This is a genomic window from Flavobacterium sp. P1_E4, from assembly GCF_056405915.1.
Window position 1 is genome coordinate 98,275 of the sequence record NZ_JBFUBE010000004.1, and the last position, 18,341, is coordinate 116,615.

Consider the following 18,341-nt stretch of genomic DNA (forward strand, 5'->3'; position numbering starts at 1 on the left):
AGAAAGTTTAGCTTCTTTTAGTCTCGTATAAACTCTCTAAACTCATAACCTCTCTAAACTTCTGAACAATTTAAACAATCAAAAACCATAAAATATGAAACTAACAACCAACCAGATTTTAGAGCAAAATCATGAATTGCGCACCAAATGTTTGGTGTACACACGAGTAATGGGCTACCACAGACCCGTAGAAAGTTTTAATATAGGAAAAAAAGGTGAACACAGACAACGAACTCATTTTACAGAAGGAAAGTGTTGCTAATCCTATTTATAGCTTAACCCCTTTTACTTTATTGGACTACCCACATAAATCAGCTTGCATACTTTGGTTTGCAGGCTGTAATATGCGATGTCTTTATTGTTACAATCCTGAAATTGTTTTTGGGAAAGGAACCATCTCATTTGAAAAATCACTTCAATTCCTGAAAAGCAGAAAACAATTGCTTGATGCTGTAGTGTTTAGCGGAGGGGAATGCTTGTTACATAAAAAGAGTGTTTCATTTATCGCCGAAGTCAAAAAAATGGGATTCTTAGTCAAAATTGACACCAACGGCTCACAACCCAAAGTACTGGAAGAACTCATCACAAAAGAGCTTATCAATTACGTCGCGTTGGATTTTAAGGCTATGCCGGAGAATTTCGAAAAGATAACACAGTCGAAACTTTTTATTCCCTTCGAAAAGTCATTACTTTTATTACTTCAAAGTGGAATTTCTTTTGAAGTACGTACAACGGTGCATTCCGAATTGTTGAGCAAAAATGATATTCAAGAGATGATTACCTATTTGGAAAAATCAGGTTATGAAGGAAATTATTATATCCAACATTTTGTAAATGGAGCGCCGACCATTGAGAAACTCGGACATTCGTTCAAAGAATTAGAAAAAGAAAAACTTTCAACAGAAAAAATTAAAGTGCATTTTAGAGGATCATTATGAGAAAGAGTTGGATTTTAGTTTGTTTTATTAATTTTTTCATCGCTTCGCTAATGGGATTATTGCTTCGATGGATGTATGTTTCGCCTATTGAAGGAGTCAATTTTCAGTTTTTGATGCATGGCCATTCACATGTCGCTATGTTGGGTTGGGTGTATTTGATGCTGTACTGTTTGATTTTTCATTTTTTTGTTCCCAAAGAAGCACAACGAAAGCCCATTTATAACCGATTATTTTGGGTAACAGAAATTGCCGTTGTTGGTATGATGATTGATTTTCCGGCACAAGGATATGCTTTTGTGTCTATTCTTTTTTCGACTTTGCATATTTTTTGCAGTTACTATTTCTGCCATTTAATTTGGAAAGATGCAAAACCTGCCACTTTTCCAGAAAAAAGAATGCTGAGAACAGCTTTGTTTTTCATGATGTTTTCCACATTGGGCGTTTGGTGTCTGGGTCCCGCAGTAGGATTGATGGGAAAAGCAAGTGCCTTTTATCAAATTGCCATTCAGTTTTTCCTTCATTTTCAGTTTAACGGTTGGTTTATGTTTGCCGTTTTGGCTTTGTTTTTCAAGCAATCAAAAATGAACATAGACGAGAAAAAATTCGGTTTGTTTTATAATTTATTCGTTATTGGAACTGTATTGACATTGGCTTTACCTGTGAGTTGGTCACTTTCGAATCCTATCTTTTATTGGATAAATGTAGTTGGGGTTGTACTCCAATTATTTTCTGCAATCCTTTTTATACAAATTATTCAAACTCAATTTCAAACGTTCTTCTCCCCATTGTCTTCATTGGAAAAAATCGTTTACCGTTTTGCTTTACTATCATTAGCCTTAAAAATCTTAATTCAATTAGTTGTCTTGGTTCCAGAACTAACACAGGTTTCGCATCAGATTCGGAATTTTGTCATTGGATACATTCATTTGACCATGTTGGGAATTATCACAGGTTTTCTGTTTGGTTTTGCCTTTCAAAATAATTATTTAAACTCGAAAAATTCGATTCAAAAATGGGGGACAATCCTTTTTTTATTGGGTTTTGTAGCTACCGAAATTCTTTTATTCCTTCAGGGTATTTGGCTGTTTTTGAATAATGTGTCATTTCCGAATTATTATCAAAATTTATTTCTGTCAAGTATCTTTTTGCCGGTAGGTCTTTTAATGCTTACGATTGGAATTTCATTCAAAAATAAAACAATGCTAATTTTAAACATATAAGTCATATAAGTATTTAAAAATCAATTAGAAACTTAAAAAAGAAAAAAAAAGTCCCTAAAAGTCTATTTTGAGCATACTTAAATGAACTCTGATTTAACTTATTTCATTCAACTAAAAAAACTTATATGACTTATATCTTTAAAAATTAACCCCTAAACTTAAACCAAAAATTATATGAGTCATCATTTATTGTTAATCATTCATCTTTTGTGCGCGAGTATTTGGGTCGGAGGCCATTTATTACTTGTTTTTGGTCATTTACCACAGGCTCTCAAGGAGAAAAATCAAAATATAATCCTCGACTATGAACGAAAGTACGAACCAGTGGGAATGACTGCATTGTTTTTGTTGGTGGTCACCGGAATCCTGATGGCTTATAAATATGGCGTAAGCATTGGATATTGGTTTCATTTTGCTACGCCTATAGAAAAAGTGGTTTCAACAAAATTGCTTTTGCTTTTGCTGACCGTACTTTTCGCATTGAGCGCACAATTTCGAGTATTACCAAAACTAAAAAACAATCCCGATAAATTGCCCGAAATGACTTTTCATATTGTATCTGTCACCTTCATTGGTGTTTTGATGCTAATTTTCGGATCTTATGTGCGTTTTGGTGGATTTTAATATTCTAAAGTTCATAAGTTAACGACGATTCGTTTTCAACAGTTGCTTGCGTGAGGGGTTGCCGTGGAGCTCTTTTTTCTTTATCAATTCCCACGGGTTTAAACCCGTGGGAATTGATAAAGAAAAAAAGCGGGAACGTAAAGCCCGACCCGAAGTTTTTCACGAAGGGGCACGCCCAAAAAATGAAAATTTTGATTAAAAAACACCTAAACCTTTGCCCTTATTACTATGGGGAATAAAACTTATTTCTTAAATTTGTAAAAAACCGATTATGTTTTCCAAAACCTGCGAATACGGCATTAGAGCTACAATTTTCATAGCTTCTGAATCTTATCAGAACAAAAGAGTTGGACTCAAAGACATTGCCAAAAAGATTGATTCCCCCGAAGCTTTTACAGCCAAAATTCTTCAAATATTATCGAAAGACAACATTATAAATTCCATAAAAGGAGTTGGTGGTGGTTTCGAAATTCCCAGGGAAACGATGAGAGAGATCAAACTGGCACAAATAGTAAATGCCCTTGAAGGCGACCGCGTTTTTACGGGCTGCGGTTTAGGCCTGACCCATTGTTCTGAAGACCATCCCTGCCCGATGCATGAAAAGTTCAAATCCATCCGAAATGAGTTGGCTTTTATGCTCGAAAATACAAATCTAGAGGAGTTAGCATTGGGTATTAAGACCGGGGATACTTTTTTACGATACTAATAAAAGTAATCTTATATTTACATGATATTTTTTTAAGTAACTGAACTTAACCCAATTTATCATGAATAAATCTAAGGAATCCAACTTAACTACTCTTCTAAAAGTAGATTACAAAGAAGACAATAGCATTTGGCTAACCAATAGTTTGACACTTCGGAAAATTATTGGTGTTTTGGGAATGGCGATGCCCTTGCTTTTATTTATATTCCTATACCTTGACAATGGGCTGCAACATCCTTTAGAATCCATTAGCCATTATTACTATACCCGCGTGAGTGGCATTTTTGTCATCATTTTAAGCCTATTGGCCTTTTTTCTGATTGTTTACAAAGGCAAAGAACCTGTTGATTTCTATATTTCCCTATTCGCTGGAATTTTTGCGCTTTTGGTGGTTTTATTTCCAACTAATAATATCACGGAAATATGTGGTGATACTGCCAAAAAATATGCTGTTACGATTTTACCAAACAGTGATTTCAGAGTTTATTTTCATTACACATCTGCGGCATTATTTTTTTTATGCCTATCCTATATGTCTTTCTTTTTGTTTACTAAATCAGACAAATCACCAAGCAAAAGAGGTACAAATAAAATCATCCGAAACCGAATTTACAGAACTTGTGGTGTTTTGATGCTTTTGGCTTTACTTACATTATTTGCAGGTTCCCTTAAAATAATTCATCCAAGCTATTTTAAAACATTTCCATTGACCTTTTGGATGGAAACCTTGGCCATTGAAAGTTTTGGTTTTGCTTGGTTAGTCAAAGGCGAAACGTTGTTTAAAGACTAATAAACAAATCAATTATCATTATGGCTTTTTAAAACTTTTTAATTATTCCACTATATTTACTTAAAAATGATTTTCCTTCCATTTTTTTACAAAGACTAAAAACGACAGAAAATGAATACCACTTGCAAAAACTGCCATCAAACATATAAAGGACATTATTGCAGTAACTGCGGACAAACTGCAGAGACTCATCCTATAAACCTGCACTTTTTGTGGCATGATATTCAGCATGGATTATTACATTTTGACAATGGAATAACCTACACAGGCAAACAACTGTTCACCAGACCAGGTCATTCGATTCGAGAATTTATAGAGGGAAAAAGGGTTAAACATTTTAAACCTCTTTCCCTAGTGATGGTATTGGCAACAGCATATGTAGCTTTAATTCATTTGCTTCACATTGAGTTAATTGTAAAAACAAACACCCAAGTTGACCCCAGTGTCCATATTGATCCTGTAAAAATTGGGGAGTGGATGCAATCCCATTTTGCTTGGATTACGATAGCATTTATACCCTTACATACTATCGGCACCATTATTACTTTTAGAAAACAAGGCTATAATTTTTTTGAATATTTCATTCTCAATACTTACAAGGCTGCACAAAAGTTATATATCTCATTATTATTTATCCCGGTATTCTATTATTACAGTGGAACTCCAGCAATCACTACAATAACCAAAATAATAATTCTCATAGATTTTGTCTTGTATTTTTGGACCAATGTTCAATTTTTCAACCATTTATCAAAAACTAAAACATTCTTTTTAACACTATTAACCCATTTGATCTTCTGGTTTATAGTATTTTTGATTGCTATCTTTACACTACTCATTATGGGTAAGATTTAAACCAAAATCCATAAAAAAAAGGCTTGATTTAATCAAGCCTTTTTTAGAATTAAAATAGTATTTAAACTGCTATTGCCACTTGTTCTGGAATACAAAGATCAATCAGTTCTTCTTTATATTGTTTCAATTGTCTTTCAATACTTTGTTTATTTTTTTCAAACCAATTATTGGATGCAATTAATGATTGGTAATATTCAATCCCTTCATTCAAATTGCTCTTGAAAGCCTTCAATTTCTTTGTTTGGGCTGCTGTGATTTGTTCTGAAAATTCATTGATTTCATTTTTCAGATAATCCATATACATTTTCAATTCATTGATAATTACATTTGGGCGATCATTGTTTCCTAGTACGGAAGCATTTCCATAAATGTGTTTTACCATATCCAAAAGTGAAACTTCTTTGTCAAAATATGCCAAATTAGGACCCGGACAAATAACTACTCCTTGGGATTGACCTTTTATTTTAATGTTATTTTCAAGATAAGAAGCATTGGCCAGACCTACGCAAAGACACGATTTCTCGGTAATACTATTTTTCTTTTTATCAAAAGCATCTTTGGATAACGAATCCTTAACGGCATCCAATTCCTCCAATTTTAAATCTTGGTATTTTTTAGATGCAGGACACATTCCTTTTGGTCCATATTCTTTGCTCAGCGCCAAGAATTTTTTAGGACATGAACTTCCCGCTTTTTCTTCTTCGATACGTTTTTGTTTAAAAAACTCATTCGTAGTTCCTTTTACCGCATTGAATGGAATTCCCAAAGGTGAAATATGACTCAAATAAAAATCGTCTTCTTTGGCTTTTTCTAATAATGCTCTTGTTTCCGCATCAACAGAAGTAGCTTCGGGAACTAATAAAAATGGCGACCCCCAACCCACAGAATCCACTTGATAGTGTTCCAATAAAAAGTCATGTTCTTCGGCCGTTCCTACACCACCTTGCACAGTAATTTTTAATTCTAATGGAGTCTCAGGAACAGGCAATCCTTTTATTTCCAATGCTTTTATCATCAACTCATGAGCCGATTGTATTAGTTGCTCTTTCTTTTGTTTGAATTCTTCAAGAATAGGTCCTAACAAATACCCATCGGTAGCAAAGGCGTGACCTCCACAATTTAAACCCGACTCGATTCGATATTCAGAAACCCAAAGTCCTTTTTTGGCCAAGAAATTTCCTTGTATCATAGCCGAACGAAAATCGCTTACTTTCAGGATAATTTTCTTTTGCAATTTATTATTGTCATCCGGATAAAAAACAGGGAAGTTTTCAAAATAAGCATACAATCTAGGGTTCATCCCTGCAGAAAGCACCACTGATGATGACAAATTACTATTAGCAAAACCACGAAGTGAAGCATGAGCATCATTAAACTCAGCGGGCAATTGTTCGTTTTTAATAAAATTTTCTTTATCTACTTTGGTCATGATATTAACATCAATTTCACCAGCGGAAAGATTTTCTTCAAGGTAATTTTTGATGGTATCTTTAAAAGCAATTCCGTCGTCGATTAAATCTTGCAGTCCTTTTTTGATCTCTGATTTATTCGGTAACATTGCGATATAATTCTCCAAAGCCTGTTTGCTTTCGGCTAATTCTGCTTTGAATTTTTCGAATTTATCTTTTACGATAGTGTCCATTAAATTCAAATAAGAAGTAACACGTTCAGCACGATAATCATGAATCTTTTCTGTGATTTCCTGATAAGGAATTTTGAATTTTTCGCTGTAAAAAGCATTCATTCTTTCAATCAAATCGTCGTCTATAATAGAGACAACGGATGAAATTCCATATTGAGCCACACGTATCGGACTATCAATAGTATAGGCCAATCCCATCACTGGAATATGGAAAGTATGTAGTTGTTTTTTAGTCGTCATAGGTAATAAAATTGGTTTATTAAACTTTATGCAAATATCACCATAGTAATTTGCTTAAAAACTGATAAATGTCATACTCCCAAGAAACATATTGTAATAGATTTGCGGGTTGCGAAAACCACAAAGGCAATTTTTTTAACAAAAACATTTTTTTTGAAACTTTTAGAAAGCCCACAGAAACGTGTAGCTTCAAAGTTTTACCTTATATTTGCATAGAAATTAATCTTCAATTAAAAAAAACACCATTAAAGTTTTTAAAAAATGAAAAGTCTTAAAGAACGTATATTGGAATTGAAAAAAGAGAAAAATGCGGTAATCTTAGCGCATTATTATCAAGAATCCGATATTCAAGATGTGGCAGATTATGTAGGAGACAGTTTGGGACTATCCCAAGAAGCAATGAAAGTAGATGCCGATATTATCCTTTTCGCAGGAGTTCACTTTATGGCAGAAACTGCCAAAATATTAAACCCTACCAAAAAAGTAATTTTGCCTGATTTGAAAGCAGGTTGTTCGCTAGCCGAATCATGTCCTGCTCCTTTGTTCAAAGAGTTTACGGAAGCACACCCTGATCATATTGTTATAACTTATGTAAACTGTTCAGCCGAAGTAAAAGCATTGACAGACATTGTGGTTACTTCCTCCAATGCCGTTAAAATTGTACAATCCATCCCATTAGACAAACCTATCATTTTTGCTCCAGATAAAAATTTAGGAAAATATGTAATGGAACAAACGGGTAGAGAAATGCTACTTTGGGACGGTTCTTGTGTGGTTCACGAAGCTTTTTCTTTAGATAAATTAATCGCTCTGTACAAACAAAATCCAGATGCCCAAATTATTGCGCACCCAGAATCTGAAACGCATATCCTAAAAACAGCCAACTATATTGGTTCAACCGCAGGGATGATCAATTATGTAAAAACCAATCCAAGCAATAAATTTATTGTTGCAACCGAAGCAGGTATTTTGCATAAAATGAAACAGGAAGTTCCTAATAAAATACTGATTCCAGCACCTTCAAACGAGGATAATACCTGTGCTTGCAGCGAATGTGGATATATGAAAATGAACACCCTTCAAAAAGTATATGACTGCTTGCTAAATGAAACTCCGGAAATTAATGTTCCAGACGACATTAGAGAAAAAGCATTAATCCCTATCGAACGCATGCTCGAATTATCTTAGTAATGATTACAACCAATTATTTAATTATAGGTTCTGGAGTAGCTGGTCTGACATTTGCTCTAAAAATGGCCAATCGTTTTCCTGAGAGAACCATCACCATTATTACCAAAGCAAATGCGGACGAGTCTAACACCAAATACGCGCAGGGAGGCATCGCCATTGTTACTGATAAAACGGAAGATTCGTATCAAAAACATATTGAAGACACTCTGATTTGCGGTGATGGATTATGTGACGAAACTGTAGTTAAAATGGTTGTTACCGAAGGCCCGAAACGATTAAAAGAACTTATTGAATGGGGTGCCCAATTTGACAAAAATGCCAAAGGCACTTTTGATTTAGGCAAAGAAGGTGGCCATTCTGAAAATAGAGTTGTACATCACAAAGACCAAACGGGTCATGAAATTCAACGTGCCATTTTGGAACAAGTAATGCAAAAAGAAAACATTACCGTTCTCGATCATCACTTTGCACTTGAATTGATAACACAAGATAATCGTTGTATTGGCGCTTATGCCCTTGACGAAAAGACTAGCGAGATAATCACTTATCAATCTGATTTTACTTTGCTGGCAACTGGCGGAATTGGTCATCTATATGGACATACCACCAACCCCATTATTGCCACTGGAGACGGAATTGCAATGGCTTATCGTGCCAATGCTGCAATTCAAGATATGGAATTTATACAATTTCACCCAACGGCTTTATTTGATAATACCGGAGGTTCTAAATTTTTAATATCCGAGGCTGTTCGCGGTTTTGGTGCTCGTTTGAGAACCAAAAAAGGAGATTTTTTTATGCTAAATTATGACTCAAGAGGCGATCTCGCTTCAAGAGACATTGTTTCCCAAAGCATCGATTTGGAACTTAAAAAATCAGGTGATGAATGTGTGTATTTGGACTGTACACACTTGGATATGAAAGGTTTCAAAAACCACTTTCCAATGATTTATAAGCATTGCAAAAAAGTAGGTATTAACCTTGAGAAAGATTGGATTCCTGTTGTTCCTGCCCAGCATTATCTGTGTGGCGGAATAGTCGTAGATATTAACGGAAAAACATCTATAGAAAATTTATACGCCTGTGGCGAATGTTCCAGAACAGGTTTACATGGTGCCAACAGACTAGCTTCAAACTCCCTATTAGAAGCTTTGGTTTACTCGGACAAAATATACCATTATTTGGCCGAAAATCCTTTTATCGCTCCAAAAACGGCAAATATTATCCCGGAATGGCCTATCCAAAACAAAACAAAAATCGCTCCCGAATACATCACCCAAACAAAAGCAAAACTGCAATTGTTGATGCGTCAGAATGCGGGCATCGTTCGATTTGATTCGGATTTATTAAAAGCTAAAGAGACCCTTAAAAATCTGCAAAACGAAATTGACGAGAAGATACAAAATCATCTTCCTTGTACCGATTTATACGAATTGAATAATATGATAGATATTGGCAATCTTATCGTTCAGCAATCTATTGACCGTAATGGCAATTGTGGCGGATTTGTAAAATATGAATCGAAGGATATTAAACAATAAACGTTTAAAAAATAAATTTAAAAAAGTCCCTTGGCAGTTATGTTTAGGGACTTTTTAGTTTTTAATTTGCTATGCAATAAAGAATAATAAAACAATAGACATCTTGATTATTACAAAAACTATATTGAGTTATAAATAATTTTGAAGTTGGCTGAAATCAGAAATTTTAGGGGTTGCTAAGTAATTCTTATATGTGTTTAATTTGTCATAAACTATAGCATCAATTCCTAGTTCTTGAGCAGCTAAGATTTCGGATTCAGGATCATCACCTACTACCAATACTTCGGAGACATCATAATTAAAATCTTGCAGAATGCCTTCGAAGACTTTTTTCTTTGTATTATTGGTCATTACGGTATCCACAATGTATATTTCTTTGAAGTCGTTTTCTATTCCAAGCTGTCTCACCTTGCTGTTTTGTAATTTCGGAAAACCGGATGTAACCAAAAATTTGTCGCACGCTATTTTATTTACTTCATTATAATCTAGAAATGGCTCAATAGGTTCATTATAAGTAAGATTAACCAATAATTGCAATGATTCATTATACAGTAATTGACTCATATTATACTGTTTAGCAACCACAGTAAAAGGTTTTCTATTGATGTCATTTTTAATATCTTCCAAATCCCCTTCAAACTCGTTATTATTGATTTCAAGTAGATAATAAAGATCTGCAAAAAGTTTATCCCCAATGGACGGAGTTGAAAACAGTGTGTTATCTAAGTCTAATATTAAAGCTTTTTTCATCTTTTTGATAGCTTGAGTTTAATTTCAAAATTAACGAAGATTATTTAATCGTCGCAGCAGTATTTACCATTTTTTAAGTCCAAGAAGTTTTTCTCCAAGTTCTGAAAGCTCTGCAATTGGTTGTTTACTTTCTCTTTTCAAAGGATCACCCGGAAAAGCGTGGCCTTCTGGCACGTGTTTATTTTTCCATGCGTTTATTCTCCATTGACGCATTTCTTCATTGTCTTCATCAGCGGGCACCATAGCAATATACTGAGCAATGCGAACTGCATTTTCGCTGTTATTTGGTCTAATCCCATGAGGTTGTGAGCTATTGAAAATCAACAAATCACCTGCATTCATTTTGACTTTTACCATTTCAAAACCAGTAGTATCAGGTTTGAAATGATCACGATCTTCAGGCTGTGTCAATTTCCATGTATCGTACGTTCTAAAGAGTTCAGGAATACATTGAAAACCTCCCATGTTTTCGTCATTTTGATCTGCCAATGCCAATACACCCTGAACATTTTGCGGTTTAGTTTCGGGATCATAATCCCAATGAATAAAACCTTTATATTCATGTCCTGGGCGAATTGGTAAGTTAAGGTTGGCACGATCAATAGTAACCCACAATTTTTCAGTTCCCCAGATATCAGCAAAAGCCTGATGAACTTTAGGAAATTGACGGTTGTCCCACAAATACTGATGATTATATATCTCCACCATCCCAGTATTGTTGAGTTCTGACATTTTCATTGAAAGTGTTGGCTTATACCAAGTTTCAGCATCATTAGCCTTTTTCCCTTCATATTCCCATAGATAATCAGCAAGCTTTTCTGCTTGTTCCCTTGGCACCGCGTTTTTCACCACTACATAACCATTATGAATCCAAAAAGTCCATTCTTCTTCCGTTAATACACGCAGTTTTTCGCCATTAGAACGATCGCTTAATTTTACTTTACTACTTGTTGCAACAGATGGGTTTCCAGGAATTTCTTTATGTGCTTCATTCAACCCATTATTCATTGTCATTGTTTCCATTTTTTTATTATTTAAAATTGATAAAGCAAAGTTCAGCGTAATATCGGCAGTGAATAAATTCTAAAATGATCTATATGCGCTCTATATTGACATTTTTAACTAATTTTATGTCAACATATAGTTAACATGAAGCTACAATGAAAATAAAGAAAGAAGAAATTACGATCCAACCCGGAAAATCATTTCGTGTTTTTACACCTAGTTTACGGAACTTTTTTTTCTGGCATTATCACCCAGAATTCGAATTAGTCTATGTTGAAGCTATTGCAGGTATTCGTCATGTCGGCAAAAACATTTCAAGTTTTGTAGAAAGTGACCTCGTATTAATAGGTTCCAATGTTCCTCATCTAAATTTCGACTATGGCTTGCAAACAGAGTACAAACAAATTGTAGTTCAGCTCAAAGAAGATTTTTTATCAAATCTGATTGTCCCTACCGCCGAGTTTGCAGACATCCGTGCTCTTTTTGACAAAGCTTATTTAGGTCTTTCTTTTTATGGAAAGACAAAAGAACAAGTGGTGGCAAAACTCAAAGAAATGCAGTCTCAGAATAATTTTAATTCTTTACTGATCCTTTTTGAAATATTAAATATAATGGCAGGATCTTCTGAAGTGCATCAATTGAATACTGAAGACACAAGAATAAAGATGTTCATGAATGATAAAATCAGAATGGGTACCATATACGATTACATTCATGAGAATTATGAAAAAAAACCCGATGTTAATGTCATTGCTTCAATTGTACATTTGAGTACAGCTGCTTTTTGTCGTTATTTCAAAAAACAGACGAATATGACATTCACTGAATTTGTAAATCAATACCGAATTACTCAAGCCAAAACTTTACTTTTAAAAGATCATAATGTATCAGAAGTAGGATATGCCGTTGGGTTTGAAAGTATGTCCTACTTTAATAAACTTTTTAAATCATTGGTTGGAGAAACTCCTTCAGCATTCAAAAAAACAATACTTTCAGGAGTGAATTAGACAATTATTACAGAAAAAACAGGTTTATAAAACAAAAAAGCTCTGAAATATTTATAATTCAGAGCTTACTTTTTTTATACAGGTTGAAAATTTACTCATAGCCAAATTACTTCGTAGCGCTAAATTTCTTTTCGTCTTCCGTTGTTGGTTTACCGGTAGCGTTAGGTTGACCTTTTCCGGTGGTAATTAAGTTCTTTAAACTTTGTTGAATGTATTGCGTCCAGGCATTACTACAGATATCATAACACTCAAATTCTGGAACCAATCCGTGATGTGTAACGCGAATTTCTGTTTTACTATCTTTCTCAGAAATTTCAAAACTCATTTTGGTTCCTGTCCACTCGCTTCTGTCTTTGGTAAACTTAAAATAATTGTACTTCACAAACCAAACCACTTTTTTGTTTGGAATGACTTCGGTCAATTTGATTTGGCAATAATGAACATCTTCATAGTGGTATGTGAATTCATCATTAAGTTTCTCGGTGTTGCCTTCAATTTCTTCGGACCACCATCCGCGAACATTTGTGATGGCTTTGAATACCTGTTCAGGAGTTTGGTCAACTAATAAGGTTGTGGTAAAATCTGATGTCTCCATTTTTATATGCTTTTAAAATTCTACATAACAAATTTATTACTTAATTATCAATTAATTACATATAAAAATAGACTTTTAGGCGGGCTGATTTGGACAACCTTAATTTTGATCATTGTTAAAACATAAACTAATTCTGGTAATTTTTCTTCCGTTCCATTTCGTCTTTTATTCGCTTACTCACATCCACCTTTGCACCACGCAATACGTAAATGGAAATTTCGGGTTCTCTGGCAAATTTATTAATTCTTTTGCCTGCCAAATAAACAGTGTCAAATATTGGAATTTCCCTTTTTCTCCCTTTGTCATCATCGTCATTCTCTTTTACCAAAATGACATCTTTAATTTCATTATCCAAAGGAAGCCAGTTGATATAATCGGCATTGAAGGAATGGGCTACCACTTTCTTGTTCTTAGTATAATAATTAATGGCACCTGCCTGTCCGTAATTATCGCAAAGAATTAAAGTGTGCTCCAAATCCGGAAGCGATGCTGCAACAGAATCCACTTTCATAGCCAATTCTTTCCAACCCAACATATCAGCAAAATCTTGGGGCAAGAAATGGTCTTTTCCGTCTTCCCATCGAAGCAATCCAAATTTTTGATATGCTTTGGCATGATTAACTATGTATTCGGGACTTTTGTTTGGAAAAAACGATTTGTACATTGGAATAAAAAGCAGTATTGGCATTAGAATTAAAACGGGCATTAAATACCTTTTCCAGCCTTCTTTTAACTGTTCCGCCAAATAAACGGAACCAAAAGAAATATAAATAGGATAAAGTCCAATTGCATAGTAATCTTTGGCTTTTAAATACATAAAAACCGCAAGTGTGAAAATTATGCTCCAAAAGAACGGCTTGTATTTTTGGAACGGCTTGTAGAGTAACAAGGCTAATAATCCTGAAACAATGACAAAAAAAGAACCGATAAAAAAGAGCAATTGTGACTTTAAAAAATCCAATCTATCCACATAAACCAACTGCGTATCAGCTAGTTCTTTTAAATGATGAATCACGGGAAAGCTATTATTGTATTGCCATAAAAGATTTGGAGCAATTAAAAACAACCCTAAAACAAGTGCAATATACAATTTAGGCTGACCAAATATTTTTCGTTGTTCAGTCAAGACAAGAGCGGGTATCAATCCAATAATCAAAAACCCAATATTATACTTATTCAGGAAACCAAAGACAAATACGATTGCAGCAATGAAAAGCCATTTTGTGTTTTCGGTATTGAAGTATTTGATTAAAATAAAATAAAAAGTCGTCCAACACAATACATCAAAAGAGTTGGGTTGATATAAAGTATTCAGCCTTAAAAGCGCCGAAAAAAATATGCAAGTTGCTCCCAAAACCAAAGCAAACAAATTACCTTTCAATTCTTCGATTGCTTTCCAAACCACAACAATGGTCAAAGCTCCAAATAAAGCAGGGAAAAATTTAATCCAAAAAACCGAATTCCCCAAAAGATAAATAATATACGAAATCCAAGAAGTAAAAGGCGGAACCGATAAATAACCCCAAGCCAAATGATGCGCTTGGTCAAGGTGTAAATATTCATCCCGCTGCAAATCGTAGTCGTCACTTATCAATGAATATTGCAGAACAAATTTTAATATGATGAAGCCGAATAATAGTAAAGTTTTTTTATTCATTAGATCCAAGTCTGTTGTTATTGTTGACGTTTCTTAACTCTGTTCTATAATTTCTTTTAAAGCAATTAAAACTGGATTTTCTTCATCACTTTCTTTTTCTTTTACCGCTCCAGGTCTGTTATCTTCTTTTACAATTTCGAGTTTTACCATATTCTCCCATTCCGAAATAACATAACTCATGATGAAATAATTTTCTTCTTTGTCTTCAAGGTCTGGTCTTGGAAAAAACAAACTGTATTTTATGAGTTCGTTTGGAATGATTTCTAATATTTTGCCCCATTGCTCAAATACTTTGTTTTCCCACTCCACTCTAAATCTAATTTCGCTGCCAACTTTCCAGTCCGTCAAAAGATCACTGCCGTATTGCCATTTTTTAACCAATTCGGGTTTAGTAAGAGCATCCCAAACTTTTTGTTTAGTCGCATTGATGAGAATTGTAGATTTACTTGTTATCATTTTTATTTGATTTAGTTATTCTATATACTGTTGATTATCATTAATTACAACGTAAATATAAAAGATTTTAACTACAATAAAAGAGCTTTCTTTAAAAGGATTCACCTCTCATTTTTACTAAATATCTTATGAGCTGCGTGAGGGATAGAAGCAAGCTACCGAAGTAGGCGGATAGCCCGACAGCATAAAGCAAAGGGGCCGAACTCAACGTTTATGATGAGTTGGCCCCTTTGCTTGATGGTGGCACGCCCAAACTATAATTGTATTTTTAGAAAATTATGCCTCTATACTTTCTTCATTTTCTTCTTCTATTATTTTTATCCAAGAAAGGAAGAATTTATAGCCCAAGGTAAGGATAACCGCGCCTAGGAATAACCCAATGAATCCGTTGTATAGGAAACCTCCAATGGCACCAAGGAATATCACAAGCATTGGAGCCGGTGGATTGCCTCTTCCCAAAAAGATTGGTTTTAGGATATTGTCAGAAATCAAGGTTATACCTATCCAAATTGCCAAGATGGTTGCGGTAGTAGTGTCGGTAACCGAAAACATATAGATTACGACTGGAATGGCAATGGGGCCAATTCCAACTTGTATAATGGCAAGGATAAGACAGATAATGGTGAAAATTCCAGCGAAGGGAACTCCAGCTATAAAAAATCCAGCTCCCACCATCATCGACTGAATTAATGCAACTCCCAAAAATCCTTTTACGACATTGCGGATGGTGGCAACGGTGATTAATGCGTAGTGCTCACCATTTTTACCTATTAATTTGATAAAAATGTTTTTGGAAACAGATGTTAGCGGTTTAGAATACAACAATAATCCCATTGCAATGATGATGGAGACAATGAATTGCAGAATACCTTTTCCAATTCCGGCCAAGGCAAGCAACAACCATTCGCCAACGACTTTTAACTGGTCAGAATATTTGATAATGACTTTGGAAATATCTACTGATGCTGTTTGCCAAATGTCCACTATGGGTTTTGTAAACGTTGGCCAGCTTTTGGTGCTTTCCCCTGGTGGCGGAATTAAATGCCCGTTTGCCTGATAGGAAGCTGTAAAGTTGTTAATTTCTTCATATAATGATTGGGTCACTAATATACTTGGAATGACTAAGATGCTGATTAATAGCAACGCTAGAAAAATAGTAGCAAAAATCTTTTTGCCTCTAAATAGTTTTACTAGTGATTCAAAAACGGGACTCAATGCTACGGCAATAACTATGGCCCATACTATGATTAAAACAAAGGGTTTCAGGATATCATAGCACCAACCTATCAGCAAAAATAATACTCCGAGGCGGATAAGGGTATCGGCAATTTTTTCAAAATTGAAACTGTTGAAATTTGAGTTATTTTGATTCATATTCGGGTTATTTTAATGAATAAAAGGGGAATTGTATTATTACGCTAATCTAGTTAAAATGTAGTAATTATCAATATTAAATAATGATGTCTTTTGTGGAAAGTTTAATTTTTTTAGAATCTTGGTGAAAAATGTTTTTAAAATAATGGTAGGTTTCCGTACGAATTAAATTGCGGTTTCGTATTTTTACTAAATTGATATTTTGATGCATTTCAATGTTTTAAAGCCCGAAGTTCGATTGTTAAGTTTGGAGCAGAAAGATTTGGCTTTTTAGTCAACATCGTCCCGCTATCCGTTACAATCTTATAAGCCTCGTCCAAAAAGACGAGACTTATAAGGATTTCCACTTCACACGAGCGAAGCGAACTGGCGAAGCAATCGGGGCTAAGGGTTGGCATTTTGCTTTTTTGTCATAATCTAAAAAAGAAAAAACAGTAGAAGAGTTCAGGTTTAAAAGATTGCTCTTGTGTCGAATATTGTAAACTAAAAAATACTGTAAATGAAGATAGCGCTTTATACCAATGAATTTCCGCCAAATATTTATGGCGGAGCAGGAGTTCATATTGATTTTTTAAGTCACGAATTGGCCAAATTGGGTCAAGTCGAAGTTCGGTGTTTTGGTGACCAAAAAGAAAACAAGGACTCCATGCATGTAGAGGGAATAAATTCTTGTTTGACTAAAATGGTTGACCCGGAAAACGAACACATCAAGATGTTTCATAATTTAAGTCGAAATGTCGAAATGGCTCAGGCGACTCCAAAAGCCGATATTGTTCATTGCCATACTTGGTACACACATTTGGCTGGTGTTTTTACTAGGGAATTATTGCAGGTTCCGCTGATATTGACCACTCATAGTTTGGAAACGCATCGCCCTTGGAAAGTGGAGCAGTTGGGAAATGGCTATTTTATGTCCCGATGGATTGAAACCAATGCTTATAAAACTGCAGATGGCGTGATTGCCGTAAGCGAACAAATGAAAACCGATGTAGTGGAAGCTTATGGTGTCGATCCCAAAAAAGTGACCGTAATCCATAACGGAATTGATCCAGAATTCTACAAACCTACTTTCGATGATAACCTATTGAGAGAATACGGAATCGATCCAAATATTCCGTTTGTACTTTTTGTGGGGCGAATTACCCGTCAAAAAGGGATTTCGCAATTGATAGAAGCCGCTCAATATTTTAATGAAGATTGTCAAATTGTGCTTTGTGCAGGTGCTCCTGATACTGAAGAAATTGCTCTTGAAACTTCAACGCTTATTGATCAATTGAAAACGAAAAGAAAAGGAGTGATTTTGATTTCGGAGATGTTGTCACGCGACAAAGTCAAAGTGTTGTACAGTCATGCTCGTGTTTTTGCCTGCCCTTCTTTGTACGAGCCTTTTGGAATTATCAATCTAGAAGCTATGTCTTGTGAAACACCTGTAGTAGGTAGTCATGTAGGCGGAATTCCGGAGATAATTGTTGAGGGAGAAACTGGATATTTGATTTCGCTGGAAAGTGTTTCGAGAACGAACTTTAATCCACTGGATCCGACAGCTTTTCAAAAAGCATTTGCGACCAAAGTAAATGCATTATTGGATAATGAAGAATTAGCAACCGCAATGGGAAAAGCAGGTCGAGTAAGAGTATTGAAACAGTTTAGTTGGGAGTCTATTGCTAAAATTACATTTAACTATTATCAGGAAGTAATTGCTAGGTTTGTGAAAGAACAAGCTTAGATATTTATATTTAAATGATAAAAA

The 18,341-nt window shown here is 34.7% G+C and carries 18 protein-coding genes; 11 read left to right on the top strand and 7 right to left on the bottom strand.

Features of this window, described 5'->3' with window-relative positions:
* The first annotated feature begins 94 nt into the window (after window positions 1-94).
* The 7 genes from nrdD (at window position 95) to AC1DY0_RS05760 (ending at window position 5,133) form a co-directional block, all read left to right on the top strand.
* On the top strand, window positions 95-262 hold the full coding sequence (gene nrdD / locus AC1DY0_RS05730; protein WP_477187679.1) for an anaerobic ribonucleoside-triphosphate reductase: 168 nt from the start codon (window positions 95-97) through the stop codon (window positions 260-262).
* On the top strand, window positions 216-938 hold the full coding sequence (locus AC1DY0_RS05735; RefSeq protein ID WP_477187680.1) for an anaerobic ribonucleoside-triphosphate reductase activating protein: 723 nt from the start codon (window positions 216-218) through the stop codon (window positions 936-938). The genes nrdD and AC1DY0_RS05735 overlap by 47 nt, the downstream gene beginning before the upstream one ends.
* The gene (locus AC1DY0_RS05740) at window positions 935-2,158 is read left to right on the top strand and encodes a hypothetical protein (RefSeq protein ID WP_477187681.1); all 1,224 of its coding nucleotides are present in this window, start codon (window positions 935-937) and stop codon (window positions 2,156-2,158) included. Before AC1DY0_RS05735 ends, AC1DY0_RS05740 begins: the two co-directional genes overlap by 4 nt.
* Window positions 2,159-2,332: 174 nt before the next feature.
* Window positions 2,333-2,782, top strand: a complete 450-nt coding sequence (locus AC1DY0_RS05745) for a CopD family protein (RefSeq protein ID WP_477187682.1) — start codon at window positions 2,333-2,335, stop codon at window positions 2,780-2,782.
* 271 nt (window positions 2,783-3,053) lie between these two features.
* Window positions 3,054-3,488 (top strand): RrF2 family transcriptional regulator, encoded by a 435-nt coding sequence (locus tag AC1DY0_RS05750; RefSeq protein WP_477187683.1) that lies wholly within the window; start codon window positions 3,054-3,056, stop codon window positions 3,486-3,488.
* Between the two features lie 61 nt (window positions 3,489-3,549).
* Window positions 3,550-4,278 carry a hypothetical protein gene (locus tag AC1DY0_RS05755; RefSeq protein WP_477187684.1) on the top strand — a complete coding sequence of 243 codons (729 nt, stop codon included), beginning with the start codon at window positions 3,550-3,552 and terminating at the stop codon, window positions 4,276-4,278.
* Between the two features lie 111 nt (window positions 4,279-4,389).
* Window positions 4,390-5,133, top strand: a complete 744-nt coding sequence (locus AC1DY0_RS05760) for a DUF3667 domain-containing protein (protein ID WP_477187685.1) — start codon at window positions 4,390-4,392, stop codon at window positions 5,131-5,133.
* 61 nt (window positions 5,134-5,194) lie between these two features.
* On the opposite strand, the gene AC1DY0_RS05765 is transcribed toward AC1DY0_RS05760, so the two are convergent.
* Window positions 5,195-7,015 (bottom strand): hypothetical protein, encoded by a 1,821-nt coding sequence (locus AC1DY0_RS05765; protein WP_477187686.1) that lies wholly within the window; start codon window positions 7,013-7,015, stop codon window positions 5,195-5,197.
* Between the two features lie 261 nt (window positions 7,016-7,276).
* Here AC1DY0_RS05765 and nadA point away from each other — a divergent pair, with 261 nt between their 5' ends.
* On the top strand, window positions 7,277-8,203 hold the full coding sequence (gene nadA / locus AC1DY0_RS05770) for a quinolinate synthase NadA (protein WP_477187687.1): 927 nt from the start codon (window positions 7,277-7,279) through the stop codon (window positions 8,201-8,203).
* A gap of 2 nt (window positions 8,204-8,205) precedes the next feature.
* Complete coding sequence (gene nadB, locus AC1DY0_RS05775) at window positions 8,206-9,747, top strand: L-aspartate oxidase (protein ID WP_477187688.1); 1,542 nt, start codon at window positions 8,206-8,208, stop codon at window positions 9,745-9,747.
* Between the two features lie 129 nt (window positions 9,748-9,876).
* Here nadB and AC1DY0_RS05780 read toward each other — a convergent pair whose 3' ends face one another.
* Together AC1DY0_RS05780 and AC1DY0_RS05785 are read right to left on the bottom strand one after the other, a co-directional pair.
* On the bottom strand, window positions 9,877-10,497 hold the full coding sequence (locus tag AC1DY0_RS05780; RefSeq protein ID WP_477187689.1) for an HAD family hydrolase: 621 nt from the start codon (window positions 10,495-10,497) through the stop codon (window positions 9,877-9,879).
* Window positions 10,498-10,560: 63 nt separating this feature from the next.
* Window positions 10,561-11,520, bottom strand: a complete 960-nt coding sequence (locus AC1DY0_RS05785; protein ID WP_477187690.1) for a phytanoyl-CoA dioxygenase family protein — start codon at window positions 11,518-11,520, stop codon at window positions 10,561-10,563.
* A gap of 137 nt (window positions 11,521-11,657) precedes the next feature.
* Between AC1DY0_RS05785 and AC1DY0_RS05790 the strand changes: the two genes are divergently transcribed.
* Window positions 11,658-12,509, top strand: a complete 852-nt coding sequence (locus tag AC1DY0_RS05790) for an AraC family transcriptional regulator (protein WP_477187691.1) — start codon at window positions 11,658-11,660, stop codon at window positions 12,507-12,509.
* Window positions 12,510-12,615: 106 nt separating this feature from the next.
* Here AC1DY0_RS05790 and AC1DY0_RS05795 read toward each other — a convergent pair whose 3' ends face one another.
* From AC1DY0_RS05795 to AC1DY0_RS05810, 4 genes are all read right to left on the bottom strand, one after another.
* The gene (locus AC1DY0_RS05795) at window positions 12,616-13,104 is read right to left on the bottom strand and encodes an SRPBCC family protein (protein ID WP_477187692.1); all 489 of its coding nucleotides are present in this window, start codon (window positions 13,102-13,104) and stop codon (window positions 12,616-12,618) included.
* A gap of 127 nt (window positions 13,105-13,231) precedes the next feature.
* Window positions 13,232-14,761, bottom strand: coding sequence for a glycosyltransferase family 39 protein (locus tag AC1DY0_RS05800; RefSeq protein ID WP_477187693.1), 1,530 nt, complete (start codon window positions 14,759-14,761; stop codon window positions 13,232-13,234).
* Window positions 14,762-14,794: 33 nt separating this feature from the next.
* Window positions 14,795-15,217: an SRPBCC domain-containing protein gene (locus tag AC1DY0_RS05805; RefSeq protein WP_477187694.1), complete on the bottom strand. Its 423-nt coding sequence runs from the start codon at window positions 15,215-15,217 to the stop codon at window positions 14,795-14,797.
* 276 nt (window positions 15,218-15,493) lie between these two features.
* The gene (locus tag AC1DY0_RS05810) at window positions 15,494-16,591 is read right to left on the bottom strand and encodes an AI-2E family transporter (protein WP_477187695.1); all 1,098 of its coding nucleotides are present in this window, start codon (window positions 16,589-16,591) and stop codon (window positions 15,494-15,496) included.
* Window positions 16,592-17,090: 499 nt separating this feature from the next.
* Between AC1DY0_RS05810 and glgA the strand changes: the two genes are divergently transcribed.
* Entirely contained in the window at window positions 17,091-18,317 is a 1,227-nt protein-coding gene (gene glgA / locus AC1DY0_RS05815) for a glycogen synthase (RefSeq protein ID WP_477187696.1), read from the top strand.
* Window positions 18,318-18,341 lie beyond the last annotated feature (24 nt).

Coding starts and splice junctions, on each gene's coding strand:
- AC1DY0_RS05785 (WP_477187690.1), bottom strand. CDS start 11,520: ATGGAAACAATGACAATGAATAATGGGTTGAATGAAGCACATAAAGAA.
- glgA (WP_477187696.1), top strand. CDS start 17,091: ATGAAGATAGCGCTTTATACCAATGAATTTCCGCCAAATATTTATGGC.
- AC1DY0_RS05800 (WP_477187693.1), bottom strand. CDS start 14,761: ATGAATAAAAAAACTTTACTATTATTCGGCTTCATCATATTAAAATTT.
- AC1DY0_RS05765 (WP_477187686.1), bottom strand. CDS start 7,015: ATGACGACTAAAAAACAACTACATACTTTCCATATTCCAGTGATGGGA.
- AC1DY0_RS05750 (WP_477187683.1), top strand. CDS start 3,054: ATGTTTTCCAAAACCTGCGAATACGGCATTAGAGCTACAATTTTCATA.
- AC1DY0_RS05790 (WP_477187691.1), top strand. CDS start 11,658: ATGAAAATAAAGAAAGAAGAAATTACGATCCAACCCGGAAAATCATTT.
- AC1DY0_RS05795 (WP_477187692.1), bottom strand. CDS start 13,104: ATGGAGACATCAGATTTTACCACAACCTTATTAGTTGACCAAACTCCT.
- AC1DY0_RS05780 (WP_477187689.1), bottom strand. CDS start 10,497: ATGAAAAAAGCTTTAATATTAGACTTAGATAACACACTGTTTTCAACT.
- AC1DY0_RS05810 (WP_477187695.1), bottom strand. CDS start 16,591: ATGAATCAAAATAACTCAAATTTCAACAGTTTCAATTTTGAAAAAATT.
- nadB (WP_477187688.1), top strand. CDS start 8,206: ATGATTACAACCAATTATTTAATTATAGGTTCTGGAGTAGCTGGTCTG.
- nrdD (WP_477187679.1), top strand. CDS start 95: ATGAAACTAACAACCAACCAGATTTTAGAGCAAAATCATGAATTGCGC.
- nadA (WP_477187687.1), top strand. CDS start 7,277: ATGAAAAGTCTTAAAGAACGTATATTGGAATTGAAAAAAGAGAAAAAT.
- AC1DY0_RS05745 (WP_477187682.1), top strand. CDS start 2,333: ATGAGTCATCATTTATTGTTAATCATTCATCTTTTGTGCGCGAGTATT.
- AC1DY0_RS05755 (WP_477187684.1), top strand. CDS start 3,550: ATGAATAAATCTAAGGAATCCAACTTAACTACTCTTCTAAAAGTAGAT.
- AC1DY0_RS05760 (WP_477187685.1), top strand. CDS start 4,390: ATGAATACCACTTGCAAAAACTGCCATCAAACATATAAAGGACATTAT.
- AC1DY0_RS05805 (WP_477187694.1), bottom strand. CDS start 15,217: ATGATAACAAGTAAATCTACAATTCTCATCAATGCGACTAAACAAAAA.
- AC1DY0_RS05740 (WP_477187681.1), top strand. CDS start 935: ATGAGAAAGAGTTGGATTTTAGTTTGTTTTATTAATTTTTTCATCGCT.